The organism is Mangrovimonas sp. CR14 (genome assembly GCF_011764015.1).
GTDB classification, from domain to species: Bacteria; Bacteroidota; Bacteroidia; order Flavobacteriales; family Flavobacteriaceae; genus Mangrovimonas; species Mangrovimonas futianensis.
Genome location: NZ_JAAFZY010000007.1, coordinates 147,561 through 162,210, shown reverse-complemented (window position 1 = coordinate 162,210; position 14,650 = coordinate 147,561). Strand labels below are relative to the sequence as shown.

The window sequence follows — 14,650 nt, the reverse complement described above, 5'->3', positions numbered from 1 at the left end:
TTGTATACAAATTTTAAGTTGATAAGATGATTTAAATATTCATATGGAATATATTGAGGTGCTTTTACCAAGACAATTTTCAATTTATGTTGTGTAGCATCATCATTATTTTCTGTCAAAACGACTTCTTTCTTAGTAACCATACAGCAAAAGACATTTCACCAATAATACTTGGTATGGCTACCAACATTAGAAAAATGTTGCTGTAGGAATCATAATTGGCTAGTAAAAAATGGGCCGATGTATCTATTATATACATCATTCCAGCAATTATTAGGAACCAAGCAATGAATTTGGGCTTTTTAAGGATTCGCGATAATAGAATAAGGTGGATTCCAAAAAAGAAAAGTCCAATAAGCCAAATGGTGTTGAAGGTGGATACTTGAAATAGGATGTCGGCTTCATTATTCGATTTTAAGCTTAATACCAACGCATAAATTGCTACGCCCATTACTGCGGCATGCATCATTCTAAATAAGGTGCTCAAACTGGAAAGGACATGATTTTTGTATAGCTCATAGAGAGCCCAAGCTACAACCACGTCAAATACTACTGTTATTATAAATGCCATGATTCCAAATCGAACCATCAAATCATTTTCTTGTATGGCCACCACCGGGTCCTTGGAAATGGATTCTAATACAAAAAAATTAGCAAAAATGGCTGCGAAAAATATAATAAAATAGCTGATGCCGGCAATAACAGAAAGTTTTCTCATAGTTGGTTAGAGTTTACTTGATAATCTTGTTGTTAATGATTTTTGATCAAGATACTATTTTTAAATAACACGCTATCAAGGTCTTATTTTACTGTTAGGATAGATCGTAATTTGATATCAAGACTTGATGAACCTATCATAATCCGGAAATCGCCTGGTTCTACTACCCATTTTAAGTTCTTGTCCAGCATCGATAAAAGATCAGGAGTAATTTCAAAAGAAACCTCCTTGGTCTCTCCTTTTTTTAAGTGAATACGTTGAAAGCCCTTTAGTTCCATAATTGGTCTGGCTACAGAAGCATATTCGTCTTTTATATAAAGCTGAACGACTTCATCACCATCATAAGGACCTGTATTGGTCACCTTTAATGTAACAAGGCAGCTTTCAGACGTAGTAATGATGTCTTTGTCAAATTGGAGATTGCTATATTCAAATTGTGTATAGCTCAAACCAAATCCGAAGGGGTACAATGGCTTTCCTGTAAGATTCAAATAATCATCTCCCCGTCCCGTTGGTTTGTGGTTGTAATATAAGGGGAGTTGTGATTCATGAATAGGAAATGTGATTGGAAGCCTTCCGGCTGGATTATAGTTTCCAAAAAGGGTTTCGGCGATGGCGTTCCCGCCTTCATCTCCGGGATACCACACATCCAAAATGGCATCAACTTCATGTTGCCAATTTTCCATGGTGATAGCGCTGCCACCAACTAAAATAACTATTGTGGGTATACCTGTAGCGGTTACTTGTTTGATAAGTTCTTCTTGGTGGCCTGGTAAAGATAAAAAGGCGCGATCACGAAATTCACCTTCTTCTATACCCACACAAACTAAGGCAACATCCGATTTTTTAGCTTGGGCCACTGCTTTAGAGATTCCATCTTCCCAATCATTATCTATTCCTGCATTCCAAATCATTTTAAACCAGACATTCCCAGTGGTGGAGAAAAATTCAACCTTAAGGTCATAGCTTTGACCTTTTTCAAAATGGTAAGGTGTTGTTATTTGTTGTACTGTTTGCTTTTTCCAGTTGTCAATAACCAATTCATCATTGATATATAAACGATAGCCGTCATCTCCCTTGAAACCAATCTCTATTGGTCCCGACTGTGGAGCAATTAAATTGCCTTTCCAACGAGCGGAATAATAGTCTTGGTTTATTTTTTGTTGATCAGGAGAAAAAAGCGTCCATCTAAAATCAATATTATCGTCAGTTCTGGAAAGAGCAGGAGTGCCCTCTAAAGTAATGTTATTATAATACTCCGCTTCTAAACCAGATACTTGCTTTCCATTTTTGACATGAGATAAATTTTCTTTTGGAATGGCTACAAACGACTCTGAAATTCTTTCGACTCCTTTGGAATAATTAATAGTAATATTTTGACTTACCTCATGTTGTATTCCTTCTAAAATACTCACTGGTTTATTTCCAGGTCCAGAATAACCACCTAAACGAGCTTCCTTAGCTTCGGGACCGATAACAGCAATGGACTTAATATCTTTACTGAAAGGAAGTGTTTGAGATTCATTTTTAAGTAAAACGATGGATTCTTGAGCTGCTAATTTAGCTAATTCTCTATGTTGCGAGATTGCACTATCTTTTTTCAAAGCTTCTATATCCACATAGGGATTTTCAAATAGACCAAGTTTGAATTTAGCCTTTAGAACCCGTTTTACAGCCTTATTGATAGATGATTCATCGATCATACCTTTTTCAAAGGCATCAAAGAATAACGGATAATGGTCATAGGAAGTTTGAAAAATCACGTCCAAACCACCTTCAATAGCTTGTTTGGTGGATTCGGCGTAGTCTTTAGATGTGAAATGTAGCACATTGGCTCCACCCGTAGCCCCAGCATCTGAAATGACAAATCCATCAAAACCCCATTTTGTTTTTAATTTTTCTTGGAGCAGCCAATTGTTTGATGTGGCTGGCGAACCATCTACAGAGTTGTATGCTGTCATAATGGAACTAGCACCTGCCTCCTGAATACTGGCCTTAAAAGCGGGTAGGTAAATTTCCTCTAAAAGCCTTTGATTATAATGAATGGGATAGGAGTCCCTACCGCCATCACCAACGTTAGCAATAAAGTGTTTTGGTGTGGCAATAACCCCTCTTTTTTCAAAAGCTGAAATGTATGATACGGCCATTTTGGAGGTTAGAAAGGGGTCTTCTCCATAAGTTTCTTCCACACGACCCCAGCGAACATCTCTAGCTATATTAATTACAGGAGATAAATTTTGGCGAATCCCCCTAGACCGCACTTCCGTCGCTATGGCCGCTGCAACAGTATCCATTAATGGGGTGTTGAAAGAGGCAGCAAGTCCTATGGCTTGGGGAAATGCTGTGGCTTCTTTTCTTATTAAACCATGTAGTGCTTCATCAAAAGGAATGATGGGGATGCCTAGTCGAGTTTCTTCAACAAAGTACTTTTGAATGTCGTTTATCAGTTCAGCGGTATTCAGGGCGGACCCGCCTTCAGAATAATCTAAAAGTTGCTCAGATTCATTGGAAGTAGTGCTTTTTGTGGCCACTTGGAAACCAAAAATGCCGTGTTTGTATTTTTCCTTTCCATCTGACAAATCTCCGGGAATCATAAAAAGTTGCCAGAATTTTTCCTCTAAAGTCATTCTGGACAACAAATCATCTACCCGCTCTTCAATAGGCGCATTGGGGTTTTTATAAACTAATGGTTGGTTGTCCTTTTGGCATGTTAAAAGAACTAGACAAACGGTTCCTAAGGCAATTAGTTTAAAGAGGAAGTGTTTCTGGTTCATTATGCTATTTATTTGGTTCCCGATTGATAGACCTCAATATTTGAAAGGGCTATGGTGTTGTTTGATTTTAAGATGCGTAATCTGATTTTAGAAGCTTCAGTCGGTTCTACTTTAGCAATTCTTTTATATCCAATGGTTGTGCCTTTGAAAATGGTTTGCCATGAACCATCTTTTTCAATTTGAATATCAAATTCTTCAATACGTTGACCAAATTGAATCGGTTCTTGTACCTGGATAATATCAAACCGAGTTTTCTGTGGTAGTTTAATAGTTAATTCAGCACTCTGAATGCTATCGTCAGTGGCCCAATAATTTGTTTTGTAGGAGTCTATAAGATTGTTTGGCTTAAATTTTTCATGGTTAACCCGATAATTTGATGCTGAAATGGAGGCATTCTGAGCTAAATTGGTCCCAAAAGTGGTATCCAGTAAATGCTTCCAGGACTTAAGGGTTTGAATGTCATTTTCATGGAATAATCCCCTTTGGTCTGGAGGGATGTTTAAAAGCAGGATGGCATTTCGCCCTACCGATTTATAATAGATTTCCATAAGCTCTTCCGGAGACTTTATTGATTGGTCTTCATCTTGATGGTAAAACCACCCCGGTCTTATGGAAACATCACATTGCCCAACGATCCATTGGTTTCCTTCAGGATCTCCAGTATTTAAATAAGAAGTGTCTGAATGTCCTACAACCAGTTTGTCCGTAGATATGGTAGACCAAAATGGGTCACCAGCAAATCCCTGTTCATTTCCAATCCAATGGACATCAGGACCCATATCAGAAAATATTTTTATTTGGGGTTGAAGAGTTTTTGCCAAAGAGAAAATCTTCTTCCAAGGATAATATGATTGGCTATCTATTTTTCTCATCTCATTAGCACCCCCATAATAACCATCTCCACCATTGGCTCCATCAAACCAAATCTCATTGATTTCTCCATAATCGGATAGAAGTTCTTCCAATTGCTTTTTGTAATAGTCGATATACTCTGACTTTCCATAGGATGCATGATTTCTATCCCAGGGAGATAAATATAAGCCAGCTTTCATTCCATGTTTTTTACAGGCTTCGACAAACTCCTTTACAATATCGCCTTTCCCATCTTTATACGGACTGTTTTTGATGCTGTGTTCTGTAAACTTACTAGGCCAAAGGCAAAAGCCATCATGGTGTTTTGCTGTCAATATTAATTCTTTTATTCCAGCTTCCTTAGCAGTCAATACCCATTGTTCGGTATCCAACTGAGTTGGATTAAAAATAGTTGGCTTTTCATCTCCATAGCCCCATTCCTTGCCTGTAAAAGTATTGGTAGTGAAATGAACAAATCCAATGACCTCCATTTTTTGATAATCCATTTGAAGTTGTGTAGGAACCACTTGATTAGGGGTGATGTCCTCAGGGGATTTTTCACTGTTATGGCAACTTATTAGTAATATGCCAAGAAAGAAAGATGTAATATAGAGTACAGAATTATAAAAGAATTTAGAAAAGTTCATAATTAGTCATTGAGGGTTTTGACACCTTTTACTGTCTTGGGTTCAAGTTGGTGTAAATCGAAAATTAGAATCTCGTTAGCTCCTTGTTTTAGGAATGGTTCTGGGCAATAAAGGGTAAATTGAGGTCCCACGTTCCAGTATCTACCCAAATTGTGACCATTAACCCAAACGATACCTTTTTGGTAATTAGACAGGTCTATATAAGTGTCGGCAGGTTGATCCAAATGGAATTGCCCTTTAAAGAAAAGCCCTGGTTTTGATGTGTTAGCAGTCTTTTTTAAATTGGTAAGATAAGGTGTATCCATAGGTAAACAATAGACTTCCCAATTCATCAATGTTCGGCCATCTAAAGAAACCCTTTCTGTAATTCCTTTTCGGTCAATTAGCTTTTCACCAAAATTGATACGCCCCATTCCTTCAACCAAAATTTCCAATACTGGATTTTGATTTTCCACTTGTGGAATGGTAATGGTCTTTTCTCCTTTTGATCGATCAATAGTACCAATAAGGGTTCCATCCACAAATAATGTGGCATAATCATGTAGGTCTGTTATCATTAACTCCCCATGTTTTCGTCCCACCAAAGTTGTTTTATAGATAGCAAATCCATAATAATGATTGTAGGCTTCAAAGGGTTTGGGTTGAACAGAAATATTAGGATCGGGTAGTTCATTCCAAATTGAAGAGTAAGCTTCCATCTTTATTTCTGGCACCGTCATGCTTTCAATCTCTTTGGGAATAGGAGAAATGCTTGTGGAATCCTTTTTATAAGATGCAATCAAATCTCTTAAGGCGTGGTATTTAAGTGTTGGTTGTCCCTGTTCGTTAATGGGCGCATCATAATCGTAGCTAGTAACATCTGGTTCATATCCTGTACCTCCCGAATTGGCGCCAGCCGTAAAACCAAAATTAGTGCCGCCGTGAAGTACGTAGAAGTTAAACGACAGATTATTATCCATTAAATATTTGACTTCATTGAGCAAATAAGTGGTATCGTGTTTAATCCAGCTTTCTTTCCAATGGGTTAACCAACCCGGATAAGTTTCAGAACTGAAGACTGGAACATCTGGATTCATATCATACGCCAAATTAAAATTGTGTTCATTAGCACCGGGATCAAGCCCAACTGCCACACCAGGTAAAGTACCGGCTTCCAAAGCAAAGTCGGCTGGTCCATCTGAGGTATAATATGGCACATCGATACCTTGGCTATCCCACAGGTTTTTAATAGTTTTTAAGTAGGCTCTGTCGTTGCCATAACTCCCATATTCATTTTCTATTTGAAGCATGATGATAGGTCCTCCATTAGTAACCAGATGAGGTTTAGCGATTTGAGATATGGTTTTAATATATCTTTCTACAGCTTCCATATACCTAGAGTCACTACATCGCAATTTGATATCTGGGATACTCAATAGGTAAGGGGGAATACCACCCAAATCCCATTCACCGCAAACATAAGGACCTGGTCTAAAAAGCATGTAAAGTCCTTCTTCTTTAACAATCTGAATGAACGCTTCTAGGTCACGGTTTTCTGATGTGAAATCAAAAACACCCTTTTCTACTTCGTGATAGTTCCAAAATACATAGGAGGCAATGGTATTACATCCCATCGCTTTGGCCATCTGTATGCGATGACGCCAATATTTTTTTGGCACTCGGGCATAATGAATTTCTCCAGAAATGATTTGAAAAGGACTTCCGTTGAGAAGAAATTCCTTTTGGCCTAAGGCAAAGGTTGCACCCCGGTCTGGCTGCTCCACAGTTTCTGATTCCTTTTTTTGGTTTGGTGTCGTATGGCATCCAACTAAGAAAAGGCAAAGGGTTACCAATGAAACGGACTTAAGTATCTTTTGAAAAATCATAATTCCTAACGAGAAAGTTTTTGTTTTAATTGTGAAACCTTAATGGTCCAAACAAATTTACTAGAAGGTTTATTTTGTAGGTTTTTTGGGATAAATACTTTAAATCCCGAACTCAATTTCTCCCATTGAAGAGGTTTTTTACTTCCTAAAAGTGTGACCGTAGCTCCTTCGATAGGCTGGTGCGAATTGATGGTAATGGATGAAGGCATTTGGGTTTCATCTTCATTCGCCATATAGAAGAAATAGGTAGTACCATTCTTCTGCTGTGTCATGCAAATATTGTTTTCTTTGTAAGGAGCCAACGTTTGACTGTTGTAAATGGCTTCACTGTTTATGGCCATCCAATCCTTATAGTCGTTAAGTAATCGGTAGGCACCTTCTTGCCATTCTCCTTCTGGGGAAGGCGCTATGTTGAGCAACAGATTTCCTCCTTTTGCCACAATATCCACTAACATTTGTACCCCTTCATGACCACTCATGTATTTGGCATCTGGTGTATAGGACCAGCCTCCTCCTGAAATGATACAGGATTCCCAAGGGTAGGGAAGTTCTTTTTCTGGTACTCTATTTTCTGGAGTCAAATAATTTTGATTTTTTCCATAAACAGCTCGATCTACCACAATCAAACCAGGTTGCTTTTCACGGGCTTTCTCTACCAATTCATCCATTCTAATATCTTGGGAAACAACGCGATGTTTGATGAACCCGTTTTTAGCTTCGTTTTCTAAAAACTTTTCTTCATAGTTTTCATCAATATTTTGTTGGTCTCTTTTTTTGACCCAGCCGCCATCAAGCCAAATAATGTCCACATCTCCATAGTCCGTAAGTAATTCCATCAATTGATTATGGGTGAATTGGACATATTCTTCCCACTTTTCAGGGTAAAGTGTTGGATCATAATTCACGTTTCGGTCTTGAGGAGGCCAGTATGGTGACCAGTAGTTTTCATGATGCCAATCTGGCTTTGAAAAATAAGCACCTACCCACAGGTTTTTATCTCGAAAGGCTTCAAAAACTTCTTTGGTAATATTTGCTTTGGGGTTGGTGCTAAAGGCACAAGCTGAGTCTGTTACTTTATAATCGGTGTATTTAGAATCAAACATCGAGAAACCATCGTGGTGTTTGGTAGTAAATACCATATAGCGCATCCCTGCTTCTTGGGCAGCATGAGCCCATTTCTCTGGATCAAATTTTACGGGATTGAATGTTGTTTTTAGGCCTTCATATTCTTTTTTGTATTCGTAATAATTATCCGGATGTTGCCCTTTTTTTCGTTCACACCAACCGTAATCTTCAGGACAAATAGACCACGATTCAACAACTCCCCACTGACTGTAGGGTCCCCAATGCATTAGTAGGCCAAACTTAAGGTCCTGCCATTGATCCAGTTTTTTTAATACCAAGGAATCGGTTTCTGGAACATAACGTTCATCTTCTAAAATAGCTTGGGCTTGAATGATTGATAAATTGAATAAAAAAAGACTCAGGAAAAGTAGTACTCTCATCGGTTAGTTTGGTAATTATAGTGTTTTTAGCAGATGGCTAAAGATACTATTTTTAAGGAAATACTCCGATTGAGCTTGAAGGATATTTCTTAATGTCACGAATTGATTAATGACGATATATCTTGTTTTATTCCTTGCTGAATGAACTTTCTGCTAATTGGAATCTAACAAGGCGATAATCCTTAGTGGACCACCGCTGCCACCTTTTATTTTCATAGGCAATGCAATAATTTCAAAATCCCTACTAGGTAAATCTTTAAGGTTAGTAAGGTTTTCAAAGGCAGGAATATTAGCTGATAATAATGTCACATGACTATCAAAAGTTGTGGACTGACCGTAATCGATACTAGCTGTATCAAGTCCGATAGCCTTGATATGTCGTTCAGTTACCAACCATGCAGCTGCTTCAGGTGATAATCCCGGAAAGTGAAGTTGTTTGACGGCATCATCCCCACGTTTGTCGGTCCCTAAATATTTCTTTTTGTCAGGGTAATAGCTTTCATAATCGGTGTAGATAACTATTATGCTTCCATCTGGAATTTGCATGTTTTCCTGAGCTTCCCAAGATTTAAAATCATCAATAGAAACGAGATAATCAGGGTTTTTAAGGGCATAATCTGAAACATCAATTTTGATGGCAGGTCCCATCAAGTTTTCCAAGGGGATTTGGTCAACGGTCTGTTTTCCTTTTGCAAAATGAATGGGAGCATCTATATGGGTGCCGCCGTGTTCTGCTGTTGTAAAATTATTCGCTGTGTAAAAATACCCGTTATCGGTTTGACCAGCAAAGATGGTATCGAGTTCAAATTCTTTTGCGGTAACCCAATAAATGGTTTCTCGCGAAAAGTCATGTGTGAGATCCACAATTTTTTTGGCTGTTTTGGTATCAAGAGTCTTGAGTTCTGATTTGGTGGCATGATCTTTACAACCTATTAGAATGAAAAAGGTTAGAAAGTATAGGAAAATCAATCTAGGTGCTAACATGAGTATATAAGGATTTAATAAACAGAATTTTAAAGTTAGTTTAAATTTGGTTCTGTTTTCTAGTAATTCCTATTTCTCTTACCCTTCAATAGGTGTTTTCTACCAAAAATATTTTAAAAAACATCGTTAAAACCTCCATCTCACTGAGTTGGATTTCAGAGGGAATTTTTTTATGTCTTATAAAATCACCAACTCTCCTGCAACCCATTTTCTAGGGCTTTTTTATAGATTTCCAAATTGAAACTATACAAATCTGGAGCTTTATGGGCACCACCTTTCCTTGTTTCGTCAAGTTTAGTTAAAATGCCATAACGTTTCATTTTTCTAAAAAAGTTACCACGGTTTAATTCTTTATCTAAAATAATCTCATATAACTTTTGTAGTTCTGACATGGTAAATTTTTCAGGTAACAAATTAAGGCCTAACGGTTTATAATTAAGATCTCTTCTAAGTTCGAGAAGAGCTTGGTCAAAAATTTGTCTGTGGTCCATCATTAAAGATGGAACCTCGTCAACATCGATCCATCTGCAATCCTTTGAATAAATATCCATGGTTGGGGTTACCGATGTGTAATCAATTAAAGCGTAGTACCCCACTGAAATAAAACGCTGCTTATGCCAAAGGGTATCATCGTAATCTTGAAAAAAATCTTCAGTTCTTCGATACTTTCCAAACGTTTTAAACTGGTTTAGAAAGATATCGGTCACTCCAGTTCGTTCTTGCAATATCCTGTGGGCCGCGTCATCCATGTTCTCATCTTTTTTAAGATAGCCTCCTGGTACCGCCCAGATGTCATAATCCATTAATTGTAAAAGTAGGACTTTTAATGAGCCTTCATGAAATCCAAAAACAATACAATCTATAGAGATGTGGGGTAGATAGTCCTTGTAATATACCTCAGATTCCTTGTAAATCTGTTCTCTTATAGTCTCTTTCATACCGTCAAATTTAGATTAAAAATAATTCTTCACAGATTAATAGTCTATAGAATGAAAAGGTTTTGTGTTTTCAATTTCATCTTTTGTGCCTTTATGTTAAAAAAGGGATTGTCAAATTCCTATAAAAAGCCGTCTTATGTCCTTATATGATAAAAACTATGCTTTCATAATTACAAATTATCATTTTTAATCACACAAAATTAACAAAAAATTAATGTTTCTCTTTGAAGCAATAAAAATATTTCCTAATATTGCTTCAGAATGAAACAATGGGAATTTTATAACGAAAACGATATTGCATATAGCAACTCAGTCTTATAAATTATGAGGCTTGGAAATCCTCAATTGGGGAATAGTAAATGTTATAATTATAGGTTTCTACACGCAACTTCAATGTTCTGTAATGGAGTGTTTTTTAAATGATTGTAAAAATTTTAAAATATATAATGATGAAAGTAAGAAAGTTAGTGTTTGTCTTGTTAGGATGCCTTTATTTGAATTTCGCTAACGTATTTGCTCAGGATCAGAATCTATCGAAGAAGGATTCAGTTGCAATTAGTAAACAAGTAAGTAAAATAGACAATGAATCTAAAGGTGGAGACAGAAATGTTATGCTTAACGCAGCAAATAATTCTGGTCCCCGAGATGTCAATATTGGGTTGCCTGCTACTGTAGGGGGGATTACTATTCTTGAAAATGATTTGCCAGTAGTTTATTATTTCTGGCCAGAGTTGCCTAATAAAACTTGGAGACAAAGTGTTTCTTTAAAAAATACGGGTCTTTTAAAGATGGAAGATTTAGCAAGCTCTATGGGTGATCTTGGTTTTGCCGTAAACTCTTATACACAAAACGGAACAAAAGACTTTAAAGTAAAAGGTAATTTGTCTGGAAGCCATTTTGGATGGCTTCAGGGAGATATCAATGTTTCTGGTCCGATGACTAAAAATGGATGGACATATTCTGCTGGAATTTTCGTAAACTTTGATCCTTCTACTTACGATCTTGGATTTAATAAATACGTAGACCAAACCAAAGTACTCAGAGCAGGAGTTACTAAATATTTTAAAGATGATAAAGGGGAATTCAACATCTACTATAAGTATGCAGATTCCTATGTGAATACCAATTATGCTGTATTTGAGTACGGACCAAATGGTGAAGCTTCGGAAATTGATGGTTTTCAGATTGGTAGGGATTCATATTTCCTAAGGAGCGGAAGTGTTAGATTCCAAGATATTGTTTCTGGTGATTATTATTACGGTGCTTTTGATGGTGAAGACAATACCAATACTTCTCATAACATAGATGTTTTTGGTAATTATAAAATGGATAACGGTTGGGATTTTAAATACTCAACTCGTTTACATTTGGCTAAATCTAATTCGCTATACGGAATTCCATTGAGTATTTTCAATGTAGAAGCAGCCGATGGATATACCATTCAAAGCACCGGAGAAGCATATTCAGGAAATGTAGGTACACAGATAGCACTTAACTCTCGTGATATTCCCTCAACAACGATTATGGGAAGATTTTCTATCAATAAGCAAATCAAAAATCACAATGTAACTTTCGGAATTTTAGAGCAATACTACAATATTGATAAGTATAATTCAAATAGGTCCTTGTATTTTCAAACGGTGGAAGATCAACCACAATTGCTAGTAGGGCCGGGAACAGATGAATACGGATTCTACGGTTACAACAGTAGTGCTGAATATTTCAACGGATCTGAAAACAAATTATCGGTATACGGTTCAGATGACTGGAAAGTTTCTGATAGGTTTAATGTGAAATACGGGTTAATGTTAAGATCTCATTTAGTAAATGGAGATTATTCGCAAACACCGCGTTCCGTTGGTTTTACCTTAGCAGATGCGGAATTAACAGACATAAATCACAGTTTCTTCCACATTGCAGGAAACATCAATGCCAACTATAATATTACCAAAAATTTTGGAGCGTTGGCTAACTTCTTGTACACAGAAGAAAACGGTAAGTTAGAAAGCTATTCTTCTCCAATTCCACCAAGTGTAGTAAAAAGTAGAAGTCCGTTAGCAGGATTAGGGGTTTTCTGGAATACTAAATATTTCAGCTTAGTGTCTCAAGCAACCTATTTAACTAAAAATAACTACTTAACGAGATACAACTTAGTAAACCCAGCAGACGATACAGAAACTCAGCAAACACCGATTTTCTATGACATTCAAACGGTGGGTTGGACAACCGATATGATGATTACCCCGTTCAAGGGCTTCAATTTACACTACTTAATTACACTTCAAAACCCGGTCTATAAAAACTTTACGTTTAATGCATTTGGTCAAGACTATGATTATAGTGACAAAACGGTATTGGAGATTTCTAAAGTTTTAATGGAAATCGATCCTAGTTACACAGTAGACAAATGGAGATTTTGGGCAAGTTTCAGATACTTCAGTGAGCAATATGCAAACATTAACAACGCCCTGTACTTTGCGCCACGTTGGGAAAACTTCGGAGGAATCAATTATCAATATAATAATAATGTAAGTTTTGGTGCTACTGTGGTTAACTTCTTAAACCAAACAGGTGCAAAAGGAACCATTAACGGTGCTGAGTTGATCAACGATGCAAGTCAGTATTACGGAAGATTATTAACAGGGTCTTACATCAGACCATTTACCGTCCAACTTTCAGTAAACTTCAATTTCTAAGATAGAATGAAAAGTTTTGAAATATAAATGAGTTTTGGTAATCGCGATGTAAAGTTAGAAATGCCAATGCTGGTGGGAGTCAGATACTCATCATGTTGATTTCTGATTTTTATTAATAAGATTTAGGTATGAAAAAAAGTATTGTTACAGGAGTTTGTTTGCTATTGGGAAGCGCTTCGCTTTTTGCTCAGGATGCAGACATTAAATCTGTAAAGAGCTATAGTGAAGTAGATCGCAAAAATGGCGGTAACGGATATGTACCCATTTCAATACAATACAACTCTTACACAGCAACTACGGCTAGAGCGCACAGTATTGCTGCGGGCGACCCTGTAATTGATCCAGAAATTAAAGATCGTACCTATTTAGGAAAAACAACTACGGCTTCTAACATCATGGATTTGCGTACAATTGAAGATACTAAAATGGTCATGGGCGATAAACCTGTAATTGTTTCGGTAACGGCTAACAAACCAATGATTTTCACTGAACTCGAAGGTTTGGTTGATGGTATTGTACTCAATTTTGGAGTATCAAATCAAGCGGTTTTAGACATTATTGCTGGTAAAAATGATCCATCAGGATTGTTGCCGATACAAATGCCTGCCAATATGGAAACCGTCGAAGCACAACAAGAAGACGTTCCGTTTGATATGATTCCGCATACTGATTCAGAAGGGCATTCCTATGATTTTGGATATGGACTTAATTGGAAGGGTGTCATCTCTGATGAAAGAACAATAAAATATAAAATAAATTAAACATGAGAAACAAAAAATATAAGTGGGTGTTATTGCTTTGTCTTGTGGCTGCAAATTACGCTTTAAAGGCGCAAGATCAAGTTGTTAAATTATACGATGGGGTGGCTCCAGGGTCTGAAGAATGGGACTGGAAGGAAGCGGAGATGTATTCTGATTTATTCGGAACTGAAGTTGTTTACAATGTCACATCACCCGAAATGTTGGTGTTCAAACCAGAAGCTGGAAAAGGTAATGGGACTTCAATAATTATTGCGCCTGGAGGCGGTTTTCAAAGCTTGTCGATTAATAGGGAAGGTACAATTTTAGCGAAAGAATTAGCCGCAAAAGGCATCACAGCTTTTGTTTTAAAGTACCGTTTATTGGAAACTAAAACCAAAGATCCTGCTCGTGAAATGATGGATAACTTAACGAAAAGGGACGAGTTTAACAAACGTACAGCCATGGTGCAAGAGTTAGCAGGAAATGACATCAGAAAAGCGATAGGTCATGTTCGTTCACAAGCTAAAGCTTACCGTATTGACCCTGAAAAAGTAGGAGTTATCGGTTTTTCTGCTGGTGCAATGGTCATTATGCAGAGTGTGTTGAAAAGTTCTGAAAAGGAAACACGTCCTAATTTTGCGGCATCCATTTATGGAGGAGCTTCGCAGGAATTGTTGAGTAGAGATCTTCCGGCAGAAAAAATACCCTTGTTCATTTGTGCAGCTACCGATGACCAATTAGGTCTGGCTCCAAGTAGCATTTTACTGTACAACAAATGGTTGTCGGGTGGCTATCCAGTAGAGTTGCATATGTATGCCAATGGAGGACATGGATTTGGAATGGGTAAGCAAGGGCTTCCTGTAGATACTTGGAACAAGAGGTTTGAAGATTGGTTACAGCAATTCAAATTTCTATAACATATTATTTGATA

10 protein-coding genes are annotated in these 14,650 nt (G+C 37.2%); 3 read left to right on the top strand and 7 right to left on the bottom strand.

Annotated features, from left to right (window positions below; genetic code table 11):
• Positions 1–115: 115 nt before the first annotated feature.
• The 7 genes from GZ212_RS14300 to GZ212_RS14270 form a co-directional block, all read right to left on the bottom strand.
• Positions 116–718 carry a DUF4386 domain-containing protein gene (locus tag GZ212_RS14300; RefSeq protein ID WP_166961662.1) on the bottom strand — a complete coding sequence of 201 codons (603 nt, stop codon included), beginning with the start codon at positions 716–718 and terminating at the stop codon, positions 116–118.
• A gap of 83 nt (positions 719–801) precedes the next feature.
• Positions 802–3,492 (bottom strand): glycoside hydrolase family 3 N-terminal domain-containing protein, encoded by a 2,691-nt coding sequence (locus tag GZ212_RS14295; protein WP_166961659.1) that lies wholly within the window; start codon positions 3,490–3,492, stop codon positions 802–804.
• Between the two features lie 8 nt (positions 3,493–3,500).
• Complete coding sequence (locus GZ212_RS14290; protein ID WP_166961656.1) at positions 3,501–4,991, bottom strand: alpha-L-fucosidase; 1,491 nt, start codon at positions 4,989–4,991, stop codon at positions 3,501–3,503.
• 2 nt (positions 4,992–4,993) lie between these two features.
• On the bottom strand, positions 4,994–6,856 hold the full coding sequence (locus tag GZ212_RS14285; RefSeq protein WP_166961653.1) for a glycoside hydrolase family 35 protein: 1,863 nt from the start codon (positions 6,854–6,856) through the stop codon (positions 4,994–4,996).
• A 5-nt stretch (positions 6,857–6,861) separates the two neighbouring features.
• On the bottom strand, positions 6,862–8,361 hold the full coding sequence (locus tag GZ212_RS14280) for an alpha-L-fucosidase (protein WP_166961650.1): 1,500 nt from the start codon (positions 8,359–8,361) through the stop codon (positions 6,862–6,864).
• Positions 8,362–8,514: 153 nt separating this feature from the next.
• Positions 8,515–9,345 (bottom strand): cyclase family protein, encoded by an 831-nt coding sequence (locus GZ212_RS14275; RefSeq protein ID WP_166961646.1) that lies wholly within the window; start codon positions 9,343–9,345, stop codon positions 8,515–8,517.
• A gap of 185 nt (positions 9,346–9,530) precedes the next feature.
• Positions 9,531–10,283: an NUDIX domain-containing protein gene (locus tag GZ212_RS14270; RefSeq protein WP_166961643.1), complete on the bottom strand. Its 753-nt coding sequence runs from the start codon at positions 10,281–10,283 to the stop codon at positions 9,531–9,533.
• Positions 10,284–10,729: 446 nt separating this feature from the next.
• Between GZ212_RS14270 and GZ212_RS14265 the strand changes: the two genes are divergently transcribed.
• The 3 genes from GZ212_RS14265 to GZ212_RS14255 all read left to right on the top strand — a co-directional run bounded on the left by GZ212_RS14265 (position 10,730) and on the right by GZ212_RS14255 (position 14,636).
• Complete coding sequence (locus GZ212_RS14265) at positions 10,730–12,979, top strand: TonB-dependent receptor (RefSeq protein ID WP_166961640.1); 2,250 nt, start codon at positions 10,730–10,732, stop codon at positions 12,977–12,979.
• A gap of 128 nt (positions 12,980–13,107) precedes the next feature.
• Positions 13,108–13,740 (top strand): glycoside hydrolase family 3 C-terminal domain-containing protein, encoded by a 633-nt coding sequence (locus tag GZ212_RS14260; protein WP_166961637.1) that lies wholly within the window; start codon positions 13,108–13,110, stop codon positions 13,738–13,740.
• 2 nt (positions 13,741–13,742) lie between these two features.
• Positions 13,743–14,636: an alpha/beta hydrolase gene (locus tag GZ212_RS14255; RefSeq protein ID WP_166961634.1), complete on the top strand. Its 894-nt coding sequence runs from the start codon at positions 13,743–13,745 to the stop codon at positions 14,634–14,636.
• Positions 14,637–14,650: the final 14 nt, after the last annotated feature.